Genomic DNA, 24679 nt, shown 5'->3' with positions numbered 1-24679 from the left:
TGTGCCACAGGAACAAGCAGCACAGTACGGCAGACTTATCGTACAAGGTTCGGATGGGCGGATGAAGCCTTTGAGCACACTATCCTACGAAATTGTTAGAAAACTCACTGGGAAAACAAGCGCTGTGGTTGCTGGGCAGCGACTCTCGCCCGAACAATTCCTCCTTGCATTGCAATTGAGTCCAGAGGTATTGAGCAGAGAGCCGCTGATCCAAGTCAGCCCCAGCAAGCAAGCCCTCATAGCCCACGAGCTACACCGCAGGGAGCTCCCGCCACAGCTTTCGTTTGACGAGTTGCTCGACGGGAACGGAGTGTATCGCTTGAAGAATGCTGTGGAAGAAGCGAATCAACTTAAGCCTTCCGAGCGGTCGGAATTTCAAAAAGAATTGCTGAAAGTGGATGAGCGTTTTAACATCTTGTACGCTATTTTCACAAAGAGTTTCCTTAGAATTTTTCCCAATAAAAAAGCAGAGAACCACCGTTGGTATTCCACCAAAGAGTTTACCGAGTTCGATGGGGAAGAGGCTGACTTTGTGAAGGATATTCACAACTTTTATTTAGAGGGACTCCTGAAAGGAAACCGTACGCATAGCTATGCGGAAGCCGAGCAAGCCCTCGGATACATCGATACCTTTCAGCGAGAGGCTGGGGCGAGCGTTTACCCCTCAAAGGCGGCTATCAAGGCAGAGTTGTTCTACACAAAAGTACGCCTAAGCAACTATCTCTTTGGGCTGAATATGCTTTTGGGGTCGATTTTACTCGTTTTTGCCATCGCAGCACTTTTTTTCAAACGGCGGTTGATCACTACCGTACTTATAATAGGTGAAAGGCTCTCGTGGGGACTCCTGTTGGTATTCACGTGCGACCTTTTGCTTCGCTGGTACATCGCCAAACACCCGCCGTGGAGCGATGGCTTTGAGATGTTACTCTTCGTCTCGTGGGGCGTATTGCTCTTCGGGCTGTTGTTTGCGCGAAAATCCACCTTTACCTTGCCTTTGGGGCTGCTGTTCTCGGGCATTTTACTCTTGGTGAGCTTTCTCGACTGGCTGAACCCCGAAATCACAACGCTGAAACCCGTCCTGCACTCGTATTGGCTCAAAATTCACGTGGCAGTCATCGTGAGCAGCTACGCACCGCTGGCACTTTCGTGCACAGTAGCGTTATTATCACTATTGTTGCTGATTTTCAAACCCTCAGCACCTACCGAGCGATGGTGGAGAAGTATGCGCGAGATGATTGTCGTGGAAGAAATGAGCATTACCATTGGGCTTTTTCTATTGGTAATGGGCACCTTCTTAGGAGGCGTGTGGGCGAATGAAAGTTGGGGGCGCTATTGGGCGTGGGACCCCAAAGAAACGTGGGCGCTCATCTCTATCCTCGTGTATGCAACGGTAGCGCACCTGAGGTTAGTGCCTTTCTTTAGGAATGCTTACCTCTATCATACGGCTGTACTGTGGGCTTTCTCAGTGATTGTAATGACCTCTTACGGAGTGAATTACTATTTAGTGGGGTTACACTCATACGCTACGGGCGACCCTGTTCCGATACCTTCGTGGGTGTATGCGACGGTAGCGTTCCTCGTGATTGTAAGCGTGTTTGCTTATTTCAAATATCGAGGACTACCCCAAGAAGCACAAAAACGACTTTTTTAGGCAAAAATACGACTAAAATACACAAAAGTACCGCGAAAATATACGAGAGTAACGCGAAGGAACACGAGAGTAACGTGAAAAAATGCAAGAGTAACGCGGAGCAACACAAATGTAACGTGTAGGAACGCGAGTGTAACATGTAGGAACGCGAGTGTAACGTGTAGGAACACAAATGTAACGTGTAGGAAGACGAGTGTAACACAAAAAAAGGCAAAAGTAACACCAAAATGAGTAAAAAACGCGAAAAAAGTACAAAAAATGCTCAAAAATGAAAATGGGGTACCGAAATACGATGCGATGCTCCACTAAAAGGGAAGGTGATGGCTTTTTTTGTGGAGGAGGTTTTTGAGAGGAAAATAAAAAAGTTGATAAAAAGTTTGGCTGTATGATAAAAAAGCTGTACTTTTACCGCCTGAAAAGAAAACTTAACGATCTATAAAAATGACATTTATGCAAAAACTACTATTTTGTGTTCTTGTCGGATTGCTTGCAACACGGCTCTCAGCACAGGATTTTAAGTTCAACATAGATCTCAACTTAAAAGGGATACGCCCCTATATATCGGCACCTCAAGTGAGTAAAAACATAATGCCCGAACCACTTTTTGGTAGGCAGTTTCGCTTGGGGAGTAGGTTTGAGTCGCGTGGGTTTTCCCTTCGATTGCCTCAATAGCGAATTGTAAAGTGGAGCGATGTAGGGTTGCGCTCTTTTGAACAGCCGACCGTTATCGGAGGATATGAAAAATGGGGAAAGATGCGCCTGAACGAAGGTTGGAGTGCTAAAGTGGGGCGTGCGGTGCTATCGTACAACCAGCAGCTACTTTTAGGAAATGCCGAGGGGGTAAAGTTCACAGGTGGGCAACCTTCGGGAATGCCTCAGTATGCGGCGCCACCCGAAGATAATATACTAAACTACAAAACGATGCAGTTCATCGGGCTGAACAAAACGTGGGCGAGTGATAATTGGAGTGGGAACAACGTGTTGAGTTTCTTGTTTACCAATAGCGGCTATCAGTACACGGCTGGCGGAGCGGCGTCGAATATGCAGACGACAGGGATCCACGGCTGGTTCCCAATGGGTGACCTGACAATGGAAGCGAGCGCTTATTATCAGTTCGGGGCTTATTATACGATGCAAGTGCAAGCCTATCAACTACACCTGAAAGCCGAATATTTGATCAATGACGATGCGCTGGTAGGGGCGGGAGTGGAAATGATCGGCGGTTCAAAGGCAGAGGACTATGCGCAATACACCACGAGGAGCTTCATCGCACAATACGGTACCAATCAACGTTTCAATGGCTTTATGGAGTCTTTTTATGTAGGGTCGCTTTACGCTTACACAGGTTTGAACGATTATTTTGGCAAGCTACACCTGCAACTGACCAACGATTCCGGCCTTTTGCTGATGCCGCACGTTTTCACCAAGAATGTGGCTTACACTACGGGCGATCCGCGCTACTTAGGCACTGAGATTGATTGCATTTACAACTGCAATCTCTCGGAGGATGTCACCCTGACTTGGGATACTCACATCTGCTACCTTCAAAGGCGTATACGACGAGCCTTACAGGGGTGCAGAACTGAGCTTATGCAGGGCTGTACTTGCGCCCGAGTTTATTTGTTCGTAAGAAAAACACTGAGAAAATAACAACAGAATTAAAGTAATCAATTAAAAAGGAACGAGTATGAAAAAATTAGTTTTGAGTGCATTGTTTGTTGCGGCAGCAACGACTTTGTCAGCACAAGATTTTAGCATTGATGCTAATTTGAAGTCGCGTGCGGAGTATCGCCACGGTCAGGGGGCAGTGTTTCCTTCGGGGGCAGAGCCTGCATTCTTTGTGGGGCAACGCGTACGTTTGGGCGGCACCTTTGAAAAGGATTGGCTAACGCTGCGTCTTTCAGGGCAACAAATCTTCACGTGGGGGAGTGCAGGGCAACCTGTGGGCGAACAGCCTACACAGTTCGGTGTTTACGAAGCGTGGGCTGGCTTGCGATTGGGTGATAGCTGGGGCTTGAAGTTAGGGCGTCAGGTGTTCTCGTACGATGATGAGCGCGTATTGGGCGAGCTCGATTGGTCGCACTACGGGCGTTTCCACGATGGGGCACTTGTGAGGTACAACAGCAACGGCTGGGATGCAGACTTGGCACTGGCTTTTAATCAACAAGGGCAGCCTACCGTAGGAAATGATTATCTAATTGTTAAAGGAACGAGCTATAAGGCGATGCAGTTCTTGCATTTGAACAAGAAGTGGGACGGTAATACGGTGAGCTTCTTGTTTATGAACACAGGGTTCCAGAATGTAGCAAGCCCGACAGGTGCTGATGGGGTATCGCAGATGCAAACCACAGGGCTGTACGGCAAATTCCCTATAAATGCACTGACTTTGGAAGCGAGTGCTTATTACCAATTTGGAAAGTACAACAAAACGGATGTATCGGCTTATCAGTGGCGTTTAGAAGCTACCTATCAGCTACCAAAGGTGTTAGTGGGCTTAGGCGCTGAAATGCTCAGCGGCAAAAAGGATGGCGATAAGATCAAGAAGTTCAAGCCACTTTTTGGTACGAACCACAAGTTTAATGGCTTTATGGATTTGTATTATGTAGGTAGCACCGAAGGAGATACTGGTCTCAATGATTATTATGCAAAGGCAAATGTGAAGTTTAATGAGAAATCGAGTTTATTGTTTATGCCACACGTTTTCACACGTAATGTCACCCCAAGTGGGGCGAAGAGTTACTTAGGCACCGAGTTGGACTTTGTGTACAGCAATAAGTTGATGCAAGATGTAGTATTGAACGTGGGTTATTCACATCATTTTGCTTCAGATGAGTTGGGTATAGGCAAAAGTGGCGTACAGAACTGGGCTTATGCAGAGTTGTTAATTCGTCCGACTTTATTTAGCCATAAAGCACCTAAGCAGGTAGAGGAGGTGATGATTGAGCAAGTAGAAATGCCTACTGAGGCTCCTGCACAAGCGCAATAGTTTTTTAAGAAAATATAAAAAAGAGAGCTAACTTTAAAAGTTGGCTCTTTTTTATTATAAGGAGAGTGATTATTTTTTTCTTGTGGAATAGGTGCTTGAAAGCATTGCTATACCTGACAAAATGGCAGTTTTGAGAAGGAAAAAAGTCTCTTACTTTAAGGCTAAAAATATATGTTTTAAAAATATTTTTACCTAAAAATGTTTGTAGTATTAATTTTTTTTGTAATTTTACCGCCGAAAACTGGAATTGTGGAAACTGACAAAATGTACGGTAGGGCATAAATGGAATGGTTTTTGCGGAGGCTCATACAGTTTTCAAAAAGAAGGAGATTTATTATGAATGACAACTTTTCACCAAGAGTTAAACGAATATTTACATATAGCAAAGACGAGGCAATCCGCTTAGGACAATCGACTGTAGGCACAGAGCATTTTATTTTGGCAATGCTACAGGAAGGCGAGGGGAGAGCCATAGAAATACTCCAGAATTTAGGAGTTGATATAGAAAAACTTCGTCAGCAAATACACACGCTAACTTCAGTGCGAGGGCTCAGCCCCGCAAACTATAATTCAATACATTTTACCATACAAGCTGAGCGTGCGATGCAGACTACTTACTTGGAGGCTAAACGTACACAGAATGATGTTATCAACACAGCACATTTATTGCTGAGCATCCTGCGTAATGAGAATGACCCAACTACTAAGATATTTAATAAAATAGGGGTTAATTATGATTTGGTACGCAATAACTTACAGTCTTCACAGCACGAGGGAGGCTATTTAGTGAATTCAGTAGAGGAGTTTGATAGTTATGAGCGCGATTATCGTTTGCCTCAGAACGACAGAATTAATAGGGTTAATAACGATAAAGATGCCCAAGAGAATGATGCTAATGGACAACGTCAGCGTAAGCTAACGGTGCTTGACAACTTTGGTCGTGACTTGACTACATTGGCTGAACAGGGTAAATTAGATCCAGTAGTGGGGCGTGAAAAGGAGATTGAGCGTGTGTCGCAAATCCTGAGTAGACGTAAGAAAAATAACCCACTGCTCATCGGTGAGCCAGGAGTAGGGAAGAGTGCTATTGCAGAGGGGTTGGCATTGAGAATTTACGAGAAAAAAGTGTCGCGAGTGTTGTTTAACAAACGTGTGGTTACTTTGGATTTAGCTTCATTAGTAGCAGGCACTAAGTATCGCGGGCAGTTTGAGGAGCGGATGAAGGCTATAATGAATGAGTTGGAAAAGAATAACGATATCATTCTTTTTATTGATGAGATTCATACCTTAGTAGGGGCAGGAGGAGCTTCAGGAACTTTGGATGCATCGAATATGTTTAAACCTGCTTTGGCACGTGGAGAAGTACAGTGTATTGGAGCTACAACCTTAGATGAATATCGGCAATCAATTGAAAAAGATGGAGCTTTGGAGCGTCGTTTTCAGAAAGTAATTGTAGAGCCCACTAGTGTAGAGGAGACTATTCAGATACTTCGCAATGTAAAAAGACAATATGAGGAACATCATAATGTAACTTATACTGAGGGGGCAATAGAAGCGTGTGTGAAGCTCACAAATCGCTATATTACTGATCGATATTTACCAGATAAAGCATTAGATGCATTGGATGAGGCAGGAGCACGAATACATATCAATCATTTGAAGATTCCCAAACATATCACTGATATGGAGGAACGTTTGTCGCAAGCGGTAAAGGCTAAAAGTAATGCAGTACAGCACCAACAGTTTGAAGAAGCAGCTCGTTTGCGTGATAATGAACGCGGTCTTGAGCAAGCCTTAGCTGAGATGAATCAGAAATGGCAAGAGGAATCCAAATTACATCGTGATGTGGTCACAGAAGAGCATATTGCAGACGTTGTATCAATGATGAGTGGGGTGCCTGTGAATCGTATTGCACAGACAGAGATGAATAAACTTGGCACATTGGCTCAGACGATGAAAGCTAAGATTATTGGGCAGGATGAGGCTGTTGATAAAGTAGTTAAGGCTATTAAACGCAATCGTACAGGCTTGAAAGATCCTAATAAACCAATAGGTTCATTCATCTTTTTAGGGCAAACGGGAGTAGGAAAAACACAGCTTGCGAAGGTTTTGGCACGAGAATTGTTTGACTCAGAAGAGACGATGGTACGTATTGATATGAGTGAGTATATGGAGAAATTCTCTGTATCGCGCTTGATAGGTGCGCCTCCTGGCTATGTAGGCTATGAAGAGGGGGGGCAGCTCACAGAGAAGATACGACGTAAGCCTTATTCAGTGGTCTTATTGGATGAAATTGAGAAGGCACATCCAGATGTATTTAATATGCTGTTGCAAGTGCTTGATGACGGCTTCCTAACTGATAGTTTGGGGCGTAAGATTGATTTTAGGAATACAATTATCATAATGACTTCAAATATTGGTGCCCGACAAGTGAAAGACTTTGGACAGGGGGTAGGATTCGGGACTTCTGCGAGAGCATCACAATCAGAGGCTAACGAGAAATCAATCATAGAGAATGCTTTGAAGAAAGTGTTTGCTCCTGAGTTTCTGAATCGTGTAGATGATGTGGTAATGTTTAATCCACTTAGCAAGGAAGATATCTTTAGAATCATTGATATTGAGTTAGGTAAGTTATACTCACGTATTCAGGATTTAGGCTATGCAATTAAGCTTAGCGATAAGGCTAAGGAGTTCATTGCTGAAAAGGGATATGATAAGCAATATGGAGCCCGTCCACTTAAGCGGGCTATCCAAAAGTATGTGGAAGATTTGCTTGCTGAAGAGATTGTAACCAGCCAAATCAAACAAGGCGATTACGTACATTTTGATATGGATGAGGCAAATGAACATTTAATGATAAAAGAAAGGACATTTATTTAATATAAGAGCTCAGATTGAATAACTGAGCATTAAGAAATTAGTATGCACATAGTAAAATTTTTAAGATTAGTTACGTTAGTTTTTAGCTTAGTATCATTTGTAGCAATGGGTGCTGAGCGAGGTAATGTTAGTAGTTCAAAGGCTGATGAGGTAATAACAGCCTTAAAGGGAAAACCTAAGAAGAAGTTTGCTCCCCCAAAGAAAAAAAGGTCAGCAAGAACAGTGGCAGCAACTCATAAGAAAAGAGCAAAACTTTCCCCAAAGAGAGCTGTAGCCTCACGAGGAAGTGCTAAGAAAGCATCTGCGCGCAGAGTAGCTGTCGTCTCTAAGAAGGCTAAAGTACATAAGAATATAGCTGATGGTGATAACACAGTGGTGAAGAAACGATATGCTTCAGCGCGCAACACTAAGGAATACGCTGCAAGAATGCAAGAAGACACCGAAGATGACGATACTTTCATTGAGGAACCAGAAGGTCTTGATATGACAGATATAGCAGTGCCAATGTCAAGAAGAAAGGCAGGTACACAACAGCAAAAGGTGTTGTTGGATACAGCCTTCTCTTACTTAGGTACGCCCTATAGACACGCGGGTGTAACACGTAATGGTATGGACTGCTCAGGTTTTGTAAGCACAGCCTTCAAGTCGATTGACATATCGCTGTCACGTTCATCACAAGAGATGGCTACGCAGGGCAGAAAGATTGATTTAGAGGATATTCAGGTAGGCGACTTGTTATTCTTTAAAACAGAGAGAGGTAGAAGTATCTCTCACGTGGGTTTAGTGGTAGATATTGATGGCGACATTAAGTTTATACACTCGTCTTCACGTAGAGGAGTTGTAATTTCTTCACTAAGTGAGGAATACTACCAAAAAACATTCAGATTAGCAAAACGAGTTATGTGAGATTTGTAAATACTGTCATATTAGTTATCCTGATTGGGGTTGCCAGTGGAATTGCTCTCTCTGAGGTAATTCCCATATCTTGGCAAGTTAGTTTATTGGTTTTTATTACCTTTATTGTAACATTGATACTCCATCAGTTATTAGCTCTTAAGCAGTATAAATTCTCTAAGGGATTTGAGTTACATACTTTTGTAGCTTCTTTCTTTTGTGGTATATTATTAGTAAACTTACACAATCCCACTTCTGAAAGATCACATTATACGTACCAACTTTTAGAGAATAAACCTTATATATTGCAGGCTGAGATTATAGAACGTATCTCAAAGCAAGACTATGGCATAACTTATAAAGCCCGACTTCATTCTGCCGATGGCAAAGCGATGTCGGGCAATTTACTTTGCTTCTTTCCGAGTAAAATTGTTAAAAACTGTAGCTTGGATAGTCTCCCACTACAACGAGATACTCAGATTACTTTTATAGGTACGTGTCAGACGATTGCTCCTCCTCAGTATCAGTTTCAATTTAACTACAAGCGCTATATGGAGCACAAATATGTGCATTGGCGGGCGAAAGTGCTTTCTTATTCTGATAAAAATACGGTGGTAACGGTGAGTTCCGTTAGAGGTTTTGCAGATAAGATTCGCAGTAAGTTGAAAACAGTGTTAGAGGATTCTTTTCCTCGAGATACTTCGGCGATTTTGAAAACGCTTTTACTTGGTGATCGTTCTGATTTAGACCAAGAGACTTATCAGAATTACATTAATGCTGGGGCAGTGCATATCTTGGCTATCTCGGGACTACACGTGGGGATCATTACTTGGATATTGCTTTTATTTTTGCGAAAGTTACCTAATATGGGGGGTTACCGATATGTCCGTTACGCCATTTTACTACTTGGATTAGGCTCTTTTGCTTTTATAGCAGGTTTATCGCCCTCAGTTTTAAGAGCCACCATAATGTTTCTCTTCATTGGATGGGCACAATTGCTCAATCGGAGGGTGGGGCGCTTCGATGCGTTGATGATCTCAATGCTTCTGCTATTACTTTGCAACCCTTACAACCTCTACGACGTTGGATTTCAGCTCAGTTACGGCGCTGTATTTTCTATTTTGACGTTTTACCCTTGGCTGAAGCAATTATGGGAACCTAAAAACAAGTTCCTAAACGCAGTATGGTCATTGTTATTGGTAAGTTTCTCCGCCCAGATCATAGTCTTACCGCTGAGCCTCTATTATTTCCACCAGTTCCCTGTGTTGTTCTTTTTGTCAAACCTAATTGTAGTCCCGCTCTTGTATCCAGTGCTTGTAGGAGGTATTTTTGCTCTATTGTTAGGTGTTTTAGGTGTTTTACCTTCTATTTTGGTGTCTTCTTTGAATGAATTAGTACATTTGATGGGTCATTTCACAAGGATAATAGCAAATCAGGAGGAATTTATTGTTAGAAATATTCATTTCAACACAACTTTATTTCTTTTCTCCTTACTAATCGTATTCTCGTTACTTCTTTTCAGGCATTTTGCACATTACAAGACCTTCCTTGTGATGATGATAACCGTTTTTCTCTTCCAAGGAATGCTCTTTTATGATAAATACACCTTAGAAAACTCTGAAGAAATGCTCATCTTAGGCAGAGGTCGACAGAAATCAGTTGTAATTAGGCAAGGAGCTCACATTGAAGTCTTTCAGCAGGACACTTTGTCCCCTGTTGCGGTCAGGAGCTACATCAGGAGTCAAGGATTACAAGATGTCCACCGCCAGCCGATGACCTCCCTACTACATTTCCACAAAAAGAACTACCTACTCCTCGATGTATTAGGTATTTACCCCCAATCAAGGCAGGCAGAGATCGATAGCGTTATCTTCTTACAACGCCCTAAAATCAACTTCCAAAGAATGGAACAGCAATTATTTCTTCAGCAGGGAGAGCACCACATATAAGATGATAATCAGTGGGATAGCAATCATCTTCAGAGCAATTAGCAGCAGTGCGCTCAATCCTAAGAACACGTACTTCACTTTGTTGTTCGCAAATGAGTAGTCCTTGAACTTCAGCGCGAACAATCGGATCTCAGCATTTAAGGCGTAAGTGCTCAGCAGGGTAATGCCGAGTAAAAACCACGTGTTTGTCAGCGCCAGCGCCAAAAAAGGTATCGGTTGATACTCCAATATCAACGGCAGCGAGAGAATGAAGAGCGTATTTGCAGGGGTTGGCAGCCCGATGAAGCCAGAAGTCTGCCGAGAATCGATGTTGAACTTCGCCAGACGATAAGCCGAGCCCAGCGTTATCAAGAAGCCCAAGTAAATGACGATAACGTTCAGCGGCGATGGCATAATCCACACGGCATTACTCATAGAGAGCATCTTACACATCACAATCCCAGGCACTACGCCCGAAGTTACCATATCCGCCAGCGAGTCCAGCTGCAAGCCAATCTCCGATTTCACGTGCAATAACCTCGCGAAGAAGCCATCGAAGAAATCAAAGAAGATACCTAAGGCAACGAAGAGCCCAGTTGCGCCAAACTGCCCCGTAACTGCCATCCCCACAGCCACACAACCGCAAAAAAGATTGCACAACGTGATCAGATTCGGAATGTGCTTTTTCATTTGCTATTGAATTAAGATCTTGTCAATTATTTACACTTAGGATCCAGATAATCTGGCGTCTGCGTGCGCTCATTATCCGCATTGCAGTTCGGGTAAGTGATGATCCCGAACTCATCGCGCTGAATTTCGTTAATAGATGCCTTCCCGTCGTGGTCGTGGTCGGCTCTTTTGGTTTTTCCTAAGCGAATGGTAAATATAAGAGGTGAATACGCAGGTATTTTTGCCTGTCCAGAGCTAAAATAACCCAATCCTGAAGGGATAATAAAGACCCCCACACCGCCATCAGTCGGCATATTGAGCGTTCCATCGCTATTCTGAGTCATTTTGCTTGAAGAATCCTTCAATTTGGCGATTCCCTCACTAAAACCCTTGATAGTTCCGCCAGGTCTTCGCGTTACGACGTTGCCAATCAGGTCAATCCAGTTTGAAGTTGACTGTCCTTCGGTTTGATCGAAGATATTGAGGTTCAGCAATTGCCCCTTGTAGTTCACATACACCGAATCGGCAACCGTAGTTGTCGTCCCCGTACCCTCCTGCAGGATCATATAGTACATTTTATGCCTTACGCGCTGGTTGTTTGCGTCAATTACGTCCAGCTCCAGCGTCTTCAGCCTCACATCCTTAGCAATTGACTGCGAAGTATTGCTCGTTGTGGAGAAAACCACCGTTTCCGAGATCGTAGCTGTGTTGGTAAAGGTCAGCGAATGCGTATTTAAGAATGTTTCTATCGCCGCATTGTTTTCATTACGCACTTCTGTAACATCACGCGGGGGAGTTACGTTGCTCTCGTCCTTTTTACAGGAATAAAACACTGAGAATGCACTGATTACACCGATAATGAATATAAACTTTTTAGTCATAGAAATCTTTTGCTTTATTTTGAGGGCGCAAGTTACGAATAATATTTATATTTGCACCTATTTTCTCAATAAAAATTATAAAAAATTATGCGAATAGATAAATTCTTGTGGTGTATCCGCCTTTATAAAACCCGCAATATCGCCACTGAGGCTTGTAAAAAAGGACACGTGAAGGTCGGGGGCGAAATTGTAAAACCCTCCCGCGAAGTCTACGCAGGTGATAACCTTATTGTGCGTAAGAACCAGATTAACTACCAGCTGAAGGTCCTCGATGTGCCTCCGTCGCGCATTGGTGCTAAGCTCGTGAGCCTTTATGTGGAGGATCACACGCCTTCTGAGGCTTTTGAGCAAGCCGAATTGCAAAAACTTTCACAAGATTACTACCGCCAGAAGGGTGAAGGGCGTCCAACTAAGAAGGATCGACGTGCAATTGACAATCTTTTGAAGGGTTTTCAGGACGAGGAGGTCTAAAAAACGCCATAATGAACGAAAAATCCCATTCCTTTGAGCAAGAAACTGGGATTTTCTATGAATAAATTAGCATTTTTCACTATCGGAGCTTCGGAAACCTCTCAGGATTGGCTTCGTGCATTATGCCGTACACTTTTTCAAAGATAGAATCCGCATTTGGCTTCGAGAAGTAGTCACCGTCGGGCGCATACGCAGGGCGGTGCTCCTCAGCAGATAAAGTTTGAGGCGCGCTGTCGAGATATTTGTACGCTCCTTGCTCTTCCACTATCTTTTGCAGGATATACGCCGAAGTGGCTCCTGGCATATCCTCATCAATCACCAGCAGGCGATTGGTTTTTTGTACGCTCTTTACAATATCGTGGCGAAGGTCGAACGGAGCAAGTGATTGTACATCGATAACTTCGCAATCGATACCCACTTCTGCCAATTCTTCGGCTACTTCTTGCACGATCCTAAGGGTAGAACCGTAAGATACCAGCGTAATATCCTTCCCCTCGCGGAGCGTCTCAACAACTCCGATCGGAGTTTTGAATTCCCCGAGGTTGGCAGGCATTTTTTCCTTCAAACGATAGCCGTTGAGGCATTCTACCACCACAGCTGGCTGCTCACCTTCCATCAATGTGTTGTAAAAACCAGCAGCTTGCACCATATTTCGCGGTGTGAGGATGTAAACCCCACGCATTGCGTTGAGCAATACCCCCATTGGCGAGCCAGCGTGCCAAATACCTTGCAGCCTATGCCCGCGCGTGCGGACAATCATTGGAGCTATCTGCCTACCAAAGGTTCTGTAATGCAGCGTAGCCACATCGTCGCTCATCATTTGCAAGCCGTAGAGGAAATAATCCAAATATTGGATCTCAGCTATCGGCCTGAGCCCGCGCATTGCCATACCCATCGCCTGACCTATGATGGTTGCCTCGCGGATCCCCGTATCGCCTACCTTTATTTCCCCGTATTTCGCTTGAAGACCCTCTAAACCTTGATTAACATCGCCAATATAACCCGTATCTTCGCCAAAAATGAGCATTTTTGGGTACTTCTTCAATAAAGCATCGAAATTATCTCTTAGAATTATCCTCGCATCCACTAATTCTGAAGAAGAATTATATATAGGAGCGACTTCCTTGGCGTCAAGACAGTTTTTCTTGCCCTCAGTATAGACAAAGCGATCGTATTTTGGTTTATTTTCTGCAATATAAGCCTCTACCCACTCTCGTAGCGGTGCTGTTACTGCATTTTCCTCTGAAAGCAGATGGCGGAGCGCTTTTCGGGCAGCACCCAAGAAGCTGCGGCGTTGCAGTGTGGTAAGTTCCTTTACTGATTTTGCAATTTGGCCTACGAGCTCCTTGTTTTGCTCATTTTTTATCGCAGGCAGCAGCTCATTGAAGAGGTTTACCAACTCTTTTTGCTCCTTTTTCAGCGGAGTGAGGTAAGCCTCCCACGCTTTTTTCTTGCCTTCCATCACGCGCTTCTTGGCTTTGTTCTCAATTTCGGTAAGTTCAGCCTCAGTGGCGTATTTGTTGGCGAGGATCCACTCGCGCATCTTCTTATTACAGTCAAATTCGCGTTCCCATTCCAACCTTTCTTTGCTCTTATAGCGTTCGTGCGAGCCAGATGTGGAGTGCCCTTGCGGCTGGGTGAGTTCTTGCACGTGTACCAGTACAGGCACGTGCTCCGTACGAGCAATTTTAGCAGCTTTTTGGTAGATTTCGTACAAAGCGGCGTAATCCCAACCCTTAGCTACGAAGATTTCATACCCTTTCTTGTTTTTGGTACGCTGAAATCCTGATAATATCTCCGAAATGCTCTCTTTTGTGGTCTGATATTTGGCAGGCACCGAGATGCCATAGGCATCATCCCATACGGACATTATCATCGGCACTTGCAGCACGCCAGCTGCGTTGATAGTTTCGAAGAAATGCCCCTCACTTGCGCTGGCATTGCCGATAGTTCCCCAAGCTACCTCGTTACCCTTATTAGAAAAGCCCTTACTTTCCAGTCCTGGCATCTCGCGGTACACTTTTGAGGCCTGTGCTAAGCCCAATAGACGTGGCATTTGCCCTGCTGTGCACGAAATATCACTACTACTGTTCTTCTGTTTCAATAAATCAACCCAGTTTCCCTTCTCATCAAGGCTGTGGGTGGCAAAATGTCCCCCCATCTGTCGCCCTGCGCTCGTCGGCTCGGCATTGATATCTGTATGTGCGTATATTCCAGCGAAAAAGTGCTCAACTGTATAAGCACCTATCGCCATCATAAAAGTTTGATCGCGGTAATAACCGCTGCGGAAGTCCCCGTCCTTAAAAGCACGTGCCATCGCTACTTGGGGCACCTCTTTTCCATCGCCGAAGATGCCGAAGCTCGCCTTTCCAGTGAGTACTTCCTTACGTCCCATCAAGCTACATTCCCTACTGAGGACTGCCGTAGCATAGTCCTCTAAAATCTCCTTTTTATTCATCTGTGATAGAATTACAATTTGTAAATTTATATTAATTTTTTGGTTATTTTTATTTCTACTTCACCTTTTTATTTTATTCTCCAAAGCGCCGACAAAATTACACTTTTTTTCTTAAACAAACAACCTTCTCCTAAGAATTTTTCTTATTAGAAGAAGGCTGACGTCGCGCCATCGTATCCGAGAAGTACTTGCGGCTGTTGTTCACTACCCCCAATGCCTTTGTAAAGAACTCATTGCCTTTTACTTCTGCCATCGCAAGGGTGTAGGTAGCGAATTTTTTGTACAAATCGCCCAATTCCGCACGCAGCTCCTTAATATTATAGCTCTCTTTTTGGAAGCCCTGTACCGAACGCTGGCTGAAAAGTTCCTTAAACTCCTTGTTTGCCTGCTCAAGCTCATCAACAAAGTGGTCAATTTTTAAGCTCGCCAAGTGAGGTGCCAAATCGCTACCCTTTAATTTCGAAACCAGAATGTCAATATCCTTAGTTTCCTGCTCATAAGCCTCGCCTTTAAGCCCTTTGTACTCTTCAAGAACGATACTTATGGCGTGATAAGCCTTCTGCAAGTCGTCTTTCTTCGTTTTTTTGTACGGTAAGATGCTATAATGCAGCGCTTGCACCGCATCATCGCGCAATAAATCCAATTTTGAGAGTGCTTTCGACTCTTCTTTGGTCTTTATCTGCTCCAAAGCCTTGTCGTAAACAGGAATTTTCGATTTTAAAGTTGCAAGCATTGCTTTTAGGCTTTCATCTTCCTCCAGATTGAGCCCCGACTTGTCAAAATCATCTACCAATCGAGTGAAAAACTGACTAAACTCAGAATTGTAAAGCCTTCTGTAATCCAATGATACCAATTTGTTCTTTTTCATAGTAAAAAGATGTTTTTTAGGTTCTTAAATCTGTTTATTAGTTTTGAAATCTCCCATATACTATATAATAGGTGTAGTTTCGATTTCATTTTAATCCGATGCAAAGATACGGATTTTTATAGTAAAAACAAATTTTTACGTAAAAAAATGAAAAATATTTTTTGACTTTCTTTTTGCGAGGATATAACGTACTGAAAGATAGTTTTATCCCGATATGTGATGTTTGAAGATAAAAACGCTCAAGAAGGAAAAAATGCAAAAAGTCGGATTTTTTAGTCTCGGTAGAAGGTCAGAATATTTTATTCTCACCTCTGGCGTGTCGCAAGTCAGAATATTTTATTCCGAGCCTCAAGTGCGCCGCAGCCCAGAATATTTTATTCTGGTGAGAATGTAATTAAAATACGCTCAGAATATTTTATTCTGGTGAGAATTTCATCAAAATACGCTCAGAATATTTTATTCTGGTGAGAATTTCATCAGAATACGATCAGAATATTTTATTCTGACTTAAATCTTACATAAAACACTTCAGATGAGTTTCAATCTTGTTTGTTTCTGTCGAGTTTTTCATAAAATAGGGTTCATTTTCCCGATTTCCTGACCTATTTTCCTAAAAACCTACTAAAAATTCCCTTCCATCGGTATTGGCGCACCCATTTTCCTTCTTCTTCTGTCAATAAATAAGGTTGCTTTTCGCGTTTTGCCTTCCAATATCCTTTGAGGTAATTGCCAAACTGACGAATGCTCTTCTTTTTTAATGCCAACTTCGCCGAGGCAAGCAAGCTCAGTACCCATCCGTAGCGCAGACGATAGAAAACGCTCCCTTGCAGATACTTAGCGCGCTGTCCGTAGCCTGCACCAGTCGGGCGGAGGTGCTTTACGCAGAGGCTGGCATCCGTTTTTACGCGCCATCCGTGGTATCTTGACAGCAGCTCATCGGCAGTATCCCAGCCCATTGCCAATTTCAGCCCCCCGATATCCTCAAAACACTTTTTCCGATACGATTTTACCGCCCCGCGCAGATGATCAGCGTTGGTGAGGTTCTCAATCACCCACTGCCCATCGCGTTCTACGTAGCAAAAGCCTCCACACATCCCCAGCGCAGGGTCGGTGCGGTAATGTGCATCCAAAACGGCGAGATAGTTCTCAGGGAATATCAAATCCGCATCAAATTTGCAGATAATCTCCGTTGATTCACTCAAAAAAGGAAGTCCAACGTTGAAAGTACGTACCACTTTTCCCCCAGGGAGATGCTCACCCTTCTCTTTTTTCTCAATAAGTTGTAAATTTGGATGCGATTTGGCGATTTCAGCTACAATTTCAGCAGTTTTGTCACTCGATCCGTCGTCCACCACGATGATTTGATGTGGTTTTAGGGTCTGATTGAGGAGCGACTCGAGCGTTTTGCCAATGCTTTCTTCCTCATTGTAAGCTGGTATGATGATGGAGAAATTCATAAGTTAAAATTGTTTGCTGCTGATTTCTAACACTACATCTGACTTTCTTTTTTGCTGTCGTCGCTTTCAATCATCCCGTCCTTCAAGCGGATAATGCGCTTGGCGTAGTGGGCGATATCTTCCTCGTGCGTTACGAGGATCACGGTGTTGCCAGCGTTGTAGATGGAGTCAAAAAGATTCATAATCTCGTACGAAGTCTTCGAATCGAGGTTGCCCGTAGGCTCATCGGCGAGGATAATCGACGGATGGTTCACCAACGCACGTGCCACAGCCACCCTTTGCCTTTGTCCGCCCGAGAGTTCGTTTGGTTTGTGCAGCATACGGTCCTCCAAGCCCACCATCTGCAGCACCTCGCGGGCGCGCTCGCGGCGTTTTTCCTTGTTTACCCCCGCATACACCATCGGCAGGGCAACGTTGTCCAGCGCTGTGGTGCGCGGCATCAGGTTGAAGGTTTGGAAGACGAAACCTATCTCGCGGTTGCGGATGTCTGCCAATTCTGAATCCGACATTTTGCTCACATCCTTGCCGTTGAGGATATATTGCCCCGAAGTTGGCGTGTCGAGGCAGCCGAGGATGTTCATCAGGGTTGATTTTCCCGATCCTGAGGGTCCCATCAGGGCGACGTACTCTCCTTTTTCGATGCTCAGGTTGATACCCTTCAAAACGTGGAGTATTTCATTGCCCAACTTGAAGTCGCGCTTGATATCTTTGATTTCTAATAGACTCATATTTCTGTCATTTTTAATATTTTATGTGTAAAATAGGGTGAGTGAGAGCGCTTAGGAGGCATTGCGGGCTCTTTCTTTTAAGAACCTGAGTAGCTGCTCGAAAGTCTTGCCCCGATGGCTGATTCTGTTCTTCTCATCAGCTGAAATTTGGGCAAAAGTTTGGGTGTATCCCTCGGGGAGGAAGGCAGGGTCGTAGCCAAAACCGTTCCCTCCGATGGGCGCCTCGGTGATGCTGCCACGGGCTATCCCTTCGAAGGTGTGGAGGGCGCCGTCCAAGCTAAGGGCTATCACCGTTCGGAACTGTGCCTTGCGATTTTGCACGCCTTTCATATTGCTCAGCAGCAGGGCGAGGTTGTCGGTGTCGCTTTTTTGCTGCCCCGCATAGCGAGCGGAGAAAACCCCAGGCGCACCGTTGAGGGCATCGACCTCTAAGCCTGTGTCGTCAGCAAAAACGTCGTATCCGTATCTCTCAGCGACGTATTTTGCCTTCAGGATGGCGTTCCCTTCGATGGTTGGCGCCGTCTCGGGGATGTCCTCCTCACAACCGATGTCGGTAAGGCTTAAAAGTTGTATATTTTTAGGCAGTAAGGCTTGTATTTCCTTTAATTTATGTTGATTATGGGTTGCAAATACGAGTTTCATATCATATTGAATTAAAAATATGCTGGGAGTGACTTAAAAAAAAGAGGTTACAAGTATTTATAACCTCTCTTTCTCTATGAAATGATAAAAAATTAAACTTTTTCTTCCTCTGCTGCTGTGTTTTCCTCAGCTTGTTGTGATTTTTGTAAGTTTTTGAGTTCGCGCAGCTTGTTTTCCCACGTCAATAGGTTCTCTTTTTGGTTGTTGATGTTTTTCAGAACCTCTTTTATCAGTGGATTCTTCTCGTCGATCTTTCCAAAGAACGATAAGTTGTTCTCCAGCTGCAAAACTTCTGATTTGATTTCCTCAATGCGGCGTTTTACGTATATTACTTCGTTGTTGAGGGAATTCTCGTTATCATCGTTGATCAGGCGCTCGAGTTTGTTGTTGTATTTCATTATCTCGATCTCCTGCTTGTCGAAATCAAGTTTTTTGAAGAGCCCGTCGATAATTTTATGGAATTTGATGTCAATTGACTTCTTTGAATGTGGCGTTCTCCCCAGTTCGTCCCATCTTCGGGCGTACTCTTGCAAGTCGGCGATATTTTTATCCTTATCTGAGCCTAACTGGTAGGCTTTTAGCTCATCTAAGAGTTCTTTTTTCCTATCTAGTGATGAGAACTCCCTATCTTTGTTGGCTTTTACCGCTTCTCCATAGTGATTGAAGTAATTATCGCACGCTTTTTTGAACTCTTTCCAGATTTTCTCACTATTTTTAATAGGTACTGCCCCGATTTCCTTCCATTCCCTCTGGATTTTCTTCATCAATTCGGTGGTTACTTCCCAGTCGGTGCTATCTTGGTTTGCTTTTGCGATCTCCACGAGGGCTAACTTCTTAACTAAGTTCTCTTGTTGCTCCTTCTTGCTTGCTTTATAAAAATGATTTTTCTTTTTATCGAAGATGCGGAAAGCAGCTTTAAAGTTTGTCCACACGGTGTCGGCTTCCTTCTCAGGAACACGTCCTGCATTGAAGTAACTTTCGCGCAGGGTTTGCATTTCTTTGGAAAGTTGCTTCCAACCGTTGTGAGTGGTAGGCTCTTTGGCAGCAAGAGCATTCATTTTTTCAATAATGGACTTTTTCTTGGCTAAGTTTTCCTCGAAAATTTTGTCTAAGTTCTTTAAATACTCTTGTTGTTTATCTCTAATTTGCTTGCTGAGTTGCGTAAATCGCTCCCAGATACTCTCACGATGCTCTTTGTCAACAGGTCCGAGCTCTTCCTTCCACGTACGGTGGAGTTGTTGCAACTCTCGGGCAGCTTTCAGTCCATCAACCTCATCACTGAGCAGCTCTTCAGCCCTTGCAATGAGCTTTTCTTTCTCCTCTAAGTTGCGTTTGAAGTCAATATCACGCAAATCTTTGCTCAGGTGGATATAGTCGTAAAATCTCTCAACGTGATGATGGTAGTTGTTCCACAGATCTTCGTAATCTGCTTTGGAAACAGGTCCTGCATTGCGCCAGCGCTCCTGTAACTCCTTAAATTGTTTGAAGGTAGTGCCTATATTCTCTTCAACATTGATGAGGTTTTTCAGTTCCTCAATTATTTCACGGCGTTGTGTGAGGTTTTCTTTATGTTGCTTCTCCATTTCTTTGTGAAGCTCACTAAATCTCTCGCGATATTCTTTTAAAAGGGCATAAAATTCCTTATGGATAGGGCTTTCGTACTTAAAATCATAGTCTTCACCACCATCAGCCAGATATTCTTCTCGTTTTTCTTCTACGAGCATTTCATATTTGGCATCAAATTCCTTCCTGATAGCATTCACCTCGCCTCTTATGGCTTGAATCCTATCTGTTTCAAGTAATTTTTTAAGTGCTTTGGTTAAATCCTCTAAACTCATTGCCTCGTATGACAATGTATTATCCTCTTCTTGCACTTCTACTGATAAGTCATTTTTCTCGTCTAGCATATCTTTCTGAGATTTAAATATTACGGTAATCCAAAGGTTCTCCAACTAAATGGAGGCACTAAATTACAGCAATTATTTATAACTGCCAAACTTTTTTAAGATAATTTTTAAAGAAAAATTACAATACCTTGGAAATCAACTGTAAAAGGCAGAAACTTTTTTATGAAAGCTCTATTTCCTTAAGCATTTTTATGGTGAAATCTACCTCTTCCTGAGTGTTGAAAGTTGACAAGGAAAAGCGCAAAGAAGGGTATTTTAGCTGTTCCTCAGGTAGAATGGTTTTTAGTACGTGTGAAGTTTGTACGCTACCACTCTGGCACGCACTTCCTTTTGAGCAGGCTACTCCTTTCATATCCAGAAGAAATAATAAAGTGTCATTCTTATCTTTTAGAGAAGGAAATCCCACATTGATAATACAGTACGAACTTCGCTGCATATCTGTACAACGCCCGTTAAAGATTGCCTCGGGGAAATGCACCTTGATTTGGGCTATAAAATACACTTTCAGATCCTGCAAATAAGCTGTGCGTTCATTGAGTTTCTCATAAGCTTGATTAAAAGCCACTTCCATTCCTGCAATATCGTGAACTGACTCAGTGCCAGCTCTTAATCCTTTCTCTTGTTCTCCTCCGTAGAGCGAACTGTGTAGTGCATTTCCTCTTCTAATGTAAGCAAATCCTACCCCTTTCGGTCCGTGGAATTTATGGGCTGAGGCTGTGATGAAGTCCACTTGTATCTCTTCTAAATCCAACGGATAGTGCCCAATGGTCTGTACAGTATCAGAGTGAAAATAAGCACCGTATTGCTTGCATATACGCCCGACACGCTTGATAGATAGGATGTTGCCCACTTCATTATTTACATGCATCAGGCTTACTAATACTTTCTCCTCAGGATATTCTAATAGCAAGTTTCGCAAGTCTTGAAGATCAACCGCACCTGTCTCAGATAGCTTTACATAGCGTATCTCTATTGTGTACTCCTTAGCCAATGCTTCCACTGTATGAAGCACAGCGTGATGCTCAATAGGGGAGGTGATGATCACTCGTACGCCCAAATCGCGCACACATCCCCTGAGTATCAGATTATCAGCTTCTGTTCCTCCAGAGGTGAAAATGATTTCCGAAGGGTGTACATTCAGCCTCTTAGCGATATTCTTACGGCAAAGTTCTATCACTGACTTGGCGCTGCGCCCGAAAGCGTGTGTTGACGACGGATTGCCAAACTGCTTACTGAGCACTTCCGACATCCGAGTTATCACCTCTGGTAGTACAGGGGTCGTGGCTGCATTGTCAAAATATACTTGCCTTAAACTCATTCTTTGATGAACCTACTGAGCCCCAGTTCTTTTTCAGGCTCTTTGGCTTGTCCTTTTTTATTTCTGTTGTTGCGATTTCGCCCGCCTCTGTTATTCTTGCGGTTCTGGTTATTATTGGTATTTACCTTTTTGCGTTTAATTAACGATAGCCCCAATAACAAACCGATGATAGACACCGAGAACCCAACTGTGCAAAAGGTTGTTCTTTGTTCTTCTCCTATGAAAAGAGGAGCTACAATGCTTGCTGTAAATACGTATTTCGATACGTCTAATAAAAACTCTGAAATTTTCTCTCTCATTCTATTTTGTTAAATTTTGGGCAAAAGTACAACAAATAGTTGTAATAGCCAAAACTTTTTTACAATAATTGTATTCAGCAGCTTCCTCCTATAAAATTTCTATCTAAAACGGAAAAAGCATCGGTAACACGAATATCATCACCAAGCCTAAGATGATTTGCAACGGTAAGCCCACTTTTACGTAGTCCATAAAGGTGTAACGCCCCGCCGACATCACCAGTGCGTTCGGTGGGGTTGAAAAAGGTGAGGCGAAGCACATACTCGCTGCCACTGACACAGCAAAAAGAAAGGCGTGCGGCTGTAATCCTAAGGTTTGGGCGGCTTTCATAGCGATGGGCGCCAAAAGCACTGCCGTTGCCGTGTTGCTGATAAACATCGTCATCAGTGAGGTGGTGAAGTACACCCCTGCCAGCAAGATGTACGGACTTTTATCGCCCAGATTCGTTACTAAAGTATTGGCTACCAAGCCTGAAACGCCCGTCTTGTCCAAAGCTACAGCCATCGGCAGCATTCCGGCGATGAGTATCACGCTTTCCCAATTGATGGTCTTATAAGCTGCCTCCACGTTGCGCAATGCGCCGGTGAGCACCATTAGCAGTGAGGCGATGAGCACTGCTGTTACAGGGGCTATCGGTATGAAATCAAACATCATCGCCACTACCATTGCCACCATTATCACTGCGGCTATCGGTGCCTTGTGCGTGAGGGTAACCTTCGAGGCTTCTGCCAGCGGTTGCCCCAACACCACGAGCTGACTGCGTTCATCACCGAGCTTGCTGATCGATTCCCATCGCCCTTGCACCAAAAGAATATCGCCGGCGAAGGTTTTTTCGTCCTTAAGGTTCTGCAAAATATAGCTATCCTTGCGCTGAATGCCGAGGATGTTCAATCCGTAGTGCTCACGCAGCTTACTTTCCTTGATGGGCGTGTTCACGAGTTTCGAGGCGGGCATAATTAGCACCTCAGCAATGCCTATATCGTGAAAACTCAGTCCATTTTCCTCTTTTTCCTCTGCCTGATGGGTATTGAGCAGACTTAAATGCTGCTCGGCTACCATCCGCTCTACGTCCTCGAATGCCCCGCGGAGGTAGAGGATGTCGCCTTCATAAATCACCGTGTCGGCATTGACAACCTCTTGGTTAATTGTCTTAAAGAAGGGGTTATTAGAGGTGGATTTACGCCTAATCTCGAGGATACTGAGGTGATATTGCTGCGATATGTTGATTTCTCGTAGGGTTTTGGATATAAAAGGCGAGTTTTTTTCTATAAGTACGCGGTAAAGATTGCTCGAAAGCTGATATTCCCCTACTAAATCGTGCAGACTCTTGCCTTTGCTACCGTCAGTGGAGTTGCCACTGTCTTTCTTCGATAAAAAATACTTGCTGGCGGGCAAAAGAACTAACAATCCCACTACCAAACATACCAAGCCTACGGGCGTAAAGGAGAAGAAGGTGAGTTTTTGGTAGCCCGCCTTTATCAATTCTCCATCGATCACCAAGTTGGGCGGCGTACCGATGAGCGTCATCATCCCACCGATACTGCTGGCAAAAGCCATCGGCATCAGAAGACGGCTACTGCTCATATTAGCCCCCATTGCGATGCTAACCACTATGGGCATCATCAGTGCCACTGTGCCCGTGTTGCTCACAAAGGCGCCTATGAAGGAAGTAACGAGCATTAGCAGCACAAAAAGCCGCGTTTCGCTATTGCCTGCAAGCCTCAGGATACGGCTACTGATCATCTTCGCCAATCCCGTTTGGAAGATCGCCCCGCCGACTATGAACAGCCCTATCATCATCACGATGACGTTGTTGGAAAATCCCGATAGTGCTTCCTCAGGCGTGAGTATGCCTAAAAGAACTAAGAGCACGAGCGAACACATTGCCACTAAGTCCGAACGCACTTTTCCGCTCATAAAAAATAGGGCAGAGACGAGTAGTATTCCGAGGGTAAGGTAAGTATGTAACGTCATATTTATTTAGAAGTTAGAAAATTAGGAAAGTAGAAAAGTAGAAGTAATTATCCATTTTGCACTATCCATTATCCATTAACTCAAAAATGCTTTATAGTCTCCCTCGTCAAACTCCACAGTGATATGCTCTTGCAGGGAGGTAGAGAGCGAGATGCCCTTAAAGTCCGCCTTGATAGGGTACTGCTTGTGGTTGCGGTTCACCAGCACGGCTGTGGTAAGGCTCCTGAGCGGCACTTCAAGGAAATGCTTAGCCCCATACATCAGCGTGCGGCCTGACTCGAGCACGTCGTCCACTAGCACCACTGCCTTGTCGCGATACGCCTCTGTGGGCAATGAAGCGCTGCTGCCTGCCAAAGGCTCTCGCTTGTTTATGGAGACCTTGCACAACTGGACTTCTAAGGGCGATATCCCCCTGAGCTGCTCGGCAAGCAAAGTGGCAAAAATATACCCATTGCCATCAATCCCTGCAAGGATAAGAGTTTGCTCATCAATATGCGTCTCGTAAATCTGGTAGGCAATACGCCTAATCTTATTGGTAATATCCGTATGGTTTAATATCTGTGTCATAACTATGCTGAAATTTCGCCAAAAGTATAAAAAATAACTCAAAAAACAAAACCACATACATATACTTTTGGTAATATGTATGTGGTTAAACCATTTTGTAAGC

At 43.9% G+C, this 24679-nt stretch carries 20 protein-coding genes; 8 read left to right on the top strand and 12 right to left on the bottom strand.

The window, feature by feature from the left end; genetic code table 11:
* Position 1: 1 nt before the first annotated feature.
* The 7 genes from AXF12_RS09590 to AXF12_RS09560 all read left to right on the top strand — a co-directional run bounded on the left by AXF12_RS09590 (position 2) and on the right by AXF12_RS09560 (position 10360).
* Complete coding sequence (locus AXF12_RS09590; protein WP_066430623.1) at positions 2-1651, top strand: cytochrome c biogenesis protein; 1650 nt, start codon at positions 2-4, stop codon at positions 1649-1651.
* A gap of 450 nt (positions 1652-2101) precedes the next feature.
* Positions 2102-2323, top strand: coding sequence for a hypothetical protein (locus AXF12_RS09585; protein ID WP_143325019.1), 222 nt, complete (start codon positions 2102-2104; stop codon positions 2321-2323).
* Between the two features lie 81 nt (positions 2324-2404).
* Positions 2405-3301 carry a hypothetical protein gene (locus AXF12_RS09580; protein ID WP_143325020.1) on the top strand — a complete coding sequence of 299 codons (897 nt, stop codon included), beginning with the start codon at positions 2405-2407 and terminating at the stop codon, positions 3299-3301.
* A gap of 37 nt (positions 3302-3338) precedes the next feature.
* Entirely contained in the window at positions 3339-4637 is a 1299-nt protein-coding gene (locus AXF12_RS09575) for an alginate export family protein (protein WP_143325021.1), read from the top strand.
* 336 nt (positions 4638-4973) lie between these two features.
* Positions 4974-7517, top strand: a complete 2544-nt coding sequence (locus AXF12_RS09570; RefSeq protein ID WP_066430617.1) for an ATP-dependent Clp protease ATP-binding subunit — start codon at positions 4974-4976, stop codon at positions 7515-7517.
* 42 nt (positions 7518-7559) lie between these two features.
* The gene (locus AXF12_RS09565) at positions 7560-8423 is read left to right on the top strand and encodes a C40 family peptidase (protein WP_066430615.1); all 864 of its coding nucleotides are present in this window, start codon (positions 7560-7562) and stop codon (positions 8421-8423) included.
* Positions 8420-10360 (top strand): ComEC/Rec2 family competence protein, encoded by a 1941-nt coding sequence (locus AXF12_RS09560; RefSeq protein WP_066430612.1) that lies wholly within the window; start codon positions 8420-8422, stop codon positions 10358-10360. Before AXF12_RS09565 ends, AXF12_RS09560 begins: the two co-directional genes overlap by 4 nt.
* On the opposite strand, the gene AXF12_RS09555 is transcribed toward AXF12_RS09560, so the two are convergent.
* Together AXF12_RS09555 and AXF12_RS09550 are read right to left on the bottom strand one after the other, a co-directional pair.
* Positions 10328-11029 (bottom strand): CDP-alcohol phosphatidyltransferase family protein, encoded by a 702-nt coding sequence (locus tag AXF12_RS09555; RefSeq protein WP_066430611.1) that lies wholly within the window; start codon positions 11027-11029, stop codon positions 10328-10330. The two genes, AXF12_RS09560 and AXF12_RS09555, sit on opposite strands and share 33 nt — an antisense overlap.
* A gap of 26 nt (positions 11030-11055) precedes the next feature.
* Entirely contained in the window at positions 11056-11889 is an 834-nt protein-coding gene (locus AXF12_RS09550) for an FKBP-type peptidyl-prolyl cis-trans isomerase (protein WP_066430610.1), read from the bottom strand.
* An 87-nt stretch (positions 11890-11976) separates the two neighbouring features.
* On the opposite strand from AXF12_RS09550, the gene AXF12_RS09545 reads away from it, so the two are divergent.
* Positions 11977-12360: an RNA-binding S4 domain-containing protein gene (locus AXF12_RS09545; protein WP_066430609.1), complete on the top strand. Its 384-nt coding sequence runs from the start codon at positions 11977-11979 to the stop codon at positions 12358-12360.
* 79 nt (positions 12361-12439) lie between these two features.
* On the opposite strand, the gene AXF12_RS09540 is transcribed toward AXF12_RS09545, so the two are convergent.
* The 10 genes from AXF12_RS09540 to AXF12_RS09495 all read right to left on the bottom strand — a co-directional run bounded on the left by AXF12_RS09540 (position 12440) and on the right by AXF12_RS09495 (position 24576).
* Entirely contained in the window at positions 12440-14818 is a 2379-nt protein-coding gene (locus AXF12_RS09540) for an alpha-ketoacid dehydrogenase subunit alpha/beta (protein ID WP_066430607.1), read from the bottom strand.
* A 130-nt stretch (positions 14819-14948) separates the two neighbouring features.
* Positions 14949-15686, bottom strand: coding sequence for a DUF6261 family protein (locus AXF12_RS09535; protein WP_066430605.1), 738 nt, complete (start codon positions 15684-15686; stop codon positions 14949-14951).
* Positions 15687-16288: 602 nt separating this feature from the next.
* Entirely contained in the window at positions 16289-17143 is an 855-nt protein-coding gene (locus tag AXF12_RS09530; protein WP_066430603.1) for a glycosyltransferase family 2 protein, read from the bottom strand.
* Between the two features lie 32 nt (positions 17144-17175).
* Positions 17176-17871 carry an ABC transporter ATP-binding protein gene (locus tag AXF12_RS09525; RefSeq protein ID WP_066430601.1) on the bottom strand — a complete coding sequence of 232 codons (696 nt, stop codon included), beginning with the start codon at positions 17869-17871 and terminating at the stop codon, positions 17176-17178.
* 51 nt (positions 17872-17922) lie between these two features.
* On the bottom strand, positions 17923-18513 hold the full coding sequence (locus tag AXF12_RS09520) for a non-canonical purine NTP diphosphatase (protein ID WP_066430599.1): 591 nt from the start codon (positions 18511-18513) through the stop codon (positions 17923-17925).
* A 92-nt stretch (positions 18514-18605) separates the two neighbouring features.
* On the bottom strand, positions 18606-20420 hold the full coding sequence (locus AXF12_RS09515) for a DUF349 domain-containing protein (protein ID WP_066431958.1): 1815 nt from the start codon (positions 20418-20420) through the stop codon (positions 18606-18608).
* A 160-nt stretch (positions 20421-20580) separates the two neighbouring features.
* Entirely contained in the window at positions 20581-21738 is a 1158-nt protein-coding gene (locus AXF12_RS09510) for a cysteine desulfurase family protein (RefSeq protein ID WP_066430598.1), read from the bottom strand.
* The gene (locus tag AXF12_RS09505; RefSeq protein ID WP_074860812.1) at positions 21735-22037 is read right to left on the bottom strand and encodes a DUF6722 family protein; all 303 of its coding nucleotides are present in this window, start codon (positions 22035-22037) and stop codon (positions 21735-21737) included. Before AXF12_RS09505 ends, AXF12_RS09510 begins: the two co-directional genes overlap by 4 nt.
* Before the next feature lie 103 nt (positions 22038-22140).
* Positions 22141-24009 (bottom strand): SLC13 family permease, encoded by a 1869-nt coding sequence (locus AXF12_RS09500; protein ID WP_066430596.1) that lies wholly within the window; start codon positions 24007-24009, stop codon positions 22141-22143.
* Positions 24010-24084: 75 nt separating this feature from the next.
* On the bottom strand, positions 24085-24576 hold the full coding sequence (locus tag AXF12_RS09495) for a phosphoribosyltransferase family protein (RefSeq protein ID WP_066430595.1): 492 nt from the start codon (positions 24574-24576) through the stop codon (positions 24085-24087).
* Positions 24577-24679 lie beyond the last annotated feature (103 nt).

Origin of the sequence: Capnocytophaga haemolytica, assembly GCF_001553545.1 — a bacterium.
In the GTDB taxonomy this organism is placed as follows: Bacteria; Bacteroidota; Bacteroidia; order Flavobacteriales; family Flavobacteriaceae; genus Capnocytophaga; species Capnocytophaga haemolytica.
This window is presented reverse-complemented; position numbering and strand designations above follow the sequence as displayed.

Coding starts and splice junctions, on each gene's coding strand:
- AXF12_RS09570 (WP_066430617.1), top strand. CDS start 4,974: ATGAATGACAACTTTTCACCAAGAGTTAAACGAATATTTACATATAGC.
- AXF12_RS09585 (WP_143325019.1), top strand. CDS start 2,102: ATGCAAAAACTACTATTTTGTGTTCTTGTCGGATTGCTTGCAACACGG.
- AXF12_RS09505 (WP_074860812.1), bottom strand. CDS start 22,037: ATGAGAGAGAAAATTTCAGAGTTTTTATTAGACGTATCGAAATACGTA.
- AXF12_RS09525 (WP_066430601.1), bottom strand. CDS start 17,871: ATGAGTCTATTAGAAATCAAAGATATCAAGCGCGACTTCAAGTTGGGC.
- AXF12_RS09555 (WP_066430611.1), bottom strand. CDS start 11,029: ATGAAAAAGCACATTCCGAATCTGATCACGTTGTGCAATCTTTTTTGC.
- AXF12_RS09575 (WP_143325021.1), top strand. CDS start 3,339: ATGAAAAAATTAGTTTTGAGTGCATTGTTTGTTGCGGCAGCAACGACT.
- AXF12_RS09515 (WP_066431958.1), bottom strand. CDS start 20,420: ATGCTAGACGAGAAAAATGACTTATCAGTAGAAGTGCAAGAAGAGGAT.
- AXF12_RS09535 (WP_066430605.1), bottom strand. CDS start 15,686: ATGAAAAAGAACAAATTGGTATCATTGGATTACAGAAGGCTTTACAAT.
- AXF12_RS09540 (WP_066430607.1), bottom strand. CDS start 14,818: ATGAATAAAAAGGAGATTTTAGAGGACTATGCTACGGCAGTCCTCAGT.
- AXF12_RS09545 (WP_066430609.1), top strand. CDS start 11,977: ATGCGAATAGATAAATTCTTGTGGTGTATCCGCCTTTATAAAACCCGC.
- AXF12_RS09520 (WP_066430599.1), bottom strand. CDS start 18,513: ATGAAACTCGTATTTGCAACCCATAATCAACATAAATTAAAGGAAATA.
- AXF12_RS09500 (WP_066430596.1), bottom strand. CDS start 24,009: ATGACGTTACATACTTACCTTACCCTCGGAATACTACTCGTCTCTGCC.
- AXF12_RS09495 (WP_066430595.1), bottom strand. CDS start 24,576: ATGACACAGATATTAAACCATACGGATATTACCAATAAGATTAGGCGT.
- AXF12_RS09530 (WP_066430603.1), bottom strand. CDS start 17,143: ATGAATTTCTCCATCATCATACCAGCTTACAATGAGGAAGAAAGCATT.
- AXF12_RS09510 (WP_066430598.1), bottom strand. CDS start 21,738: ATGAGTTTAAGGCAAGTATATTTTGACAATGCAGCCACGACCCCTGTA.
- AXF12_RS09565 (WP_066430615.1), top strand. CDS start 7,560: ATGCACATAGTAAAATTTTTAAGATTAGTTACGTTAGTTTTTAGCTTA.
- AXF12_RS09580 (WP_143325020.1), top strand. CDS start 2,405: ATGCGCCTGAACGAAGGTTGGAGTGCTAAAGTGGGGCGTGCGGTGCTA.
- AXF12_RS09550 (WP_066430610.1), bottom strand. CDS start 11,889: ATGACTAAAAAGTTTATATTCATTATCGGTGTAATCAGTGCATTCTCA.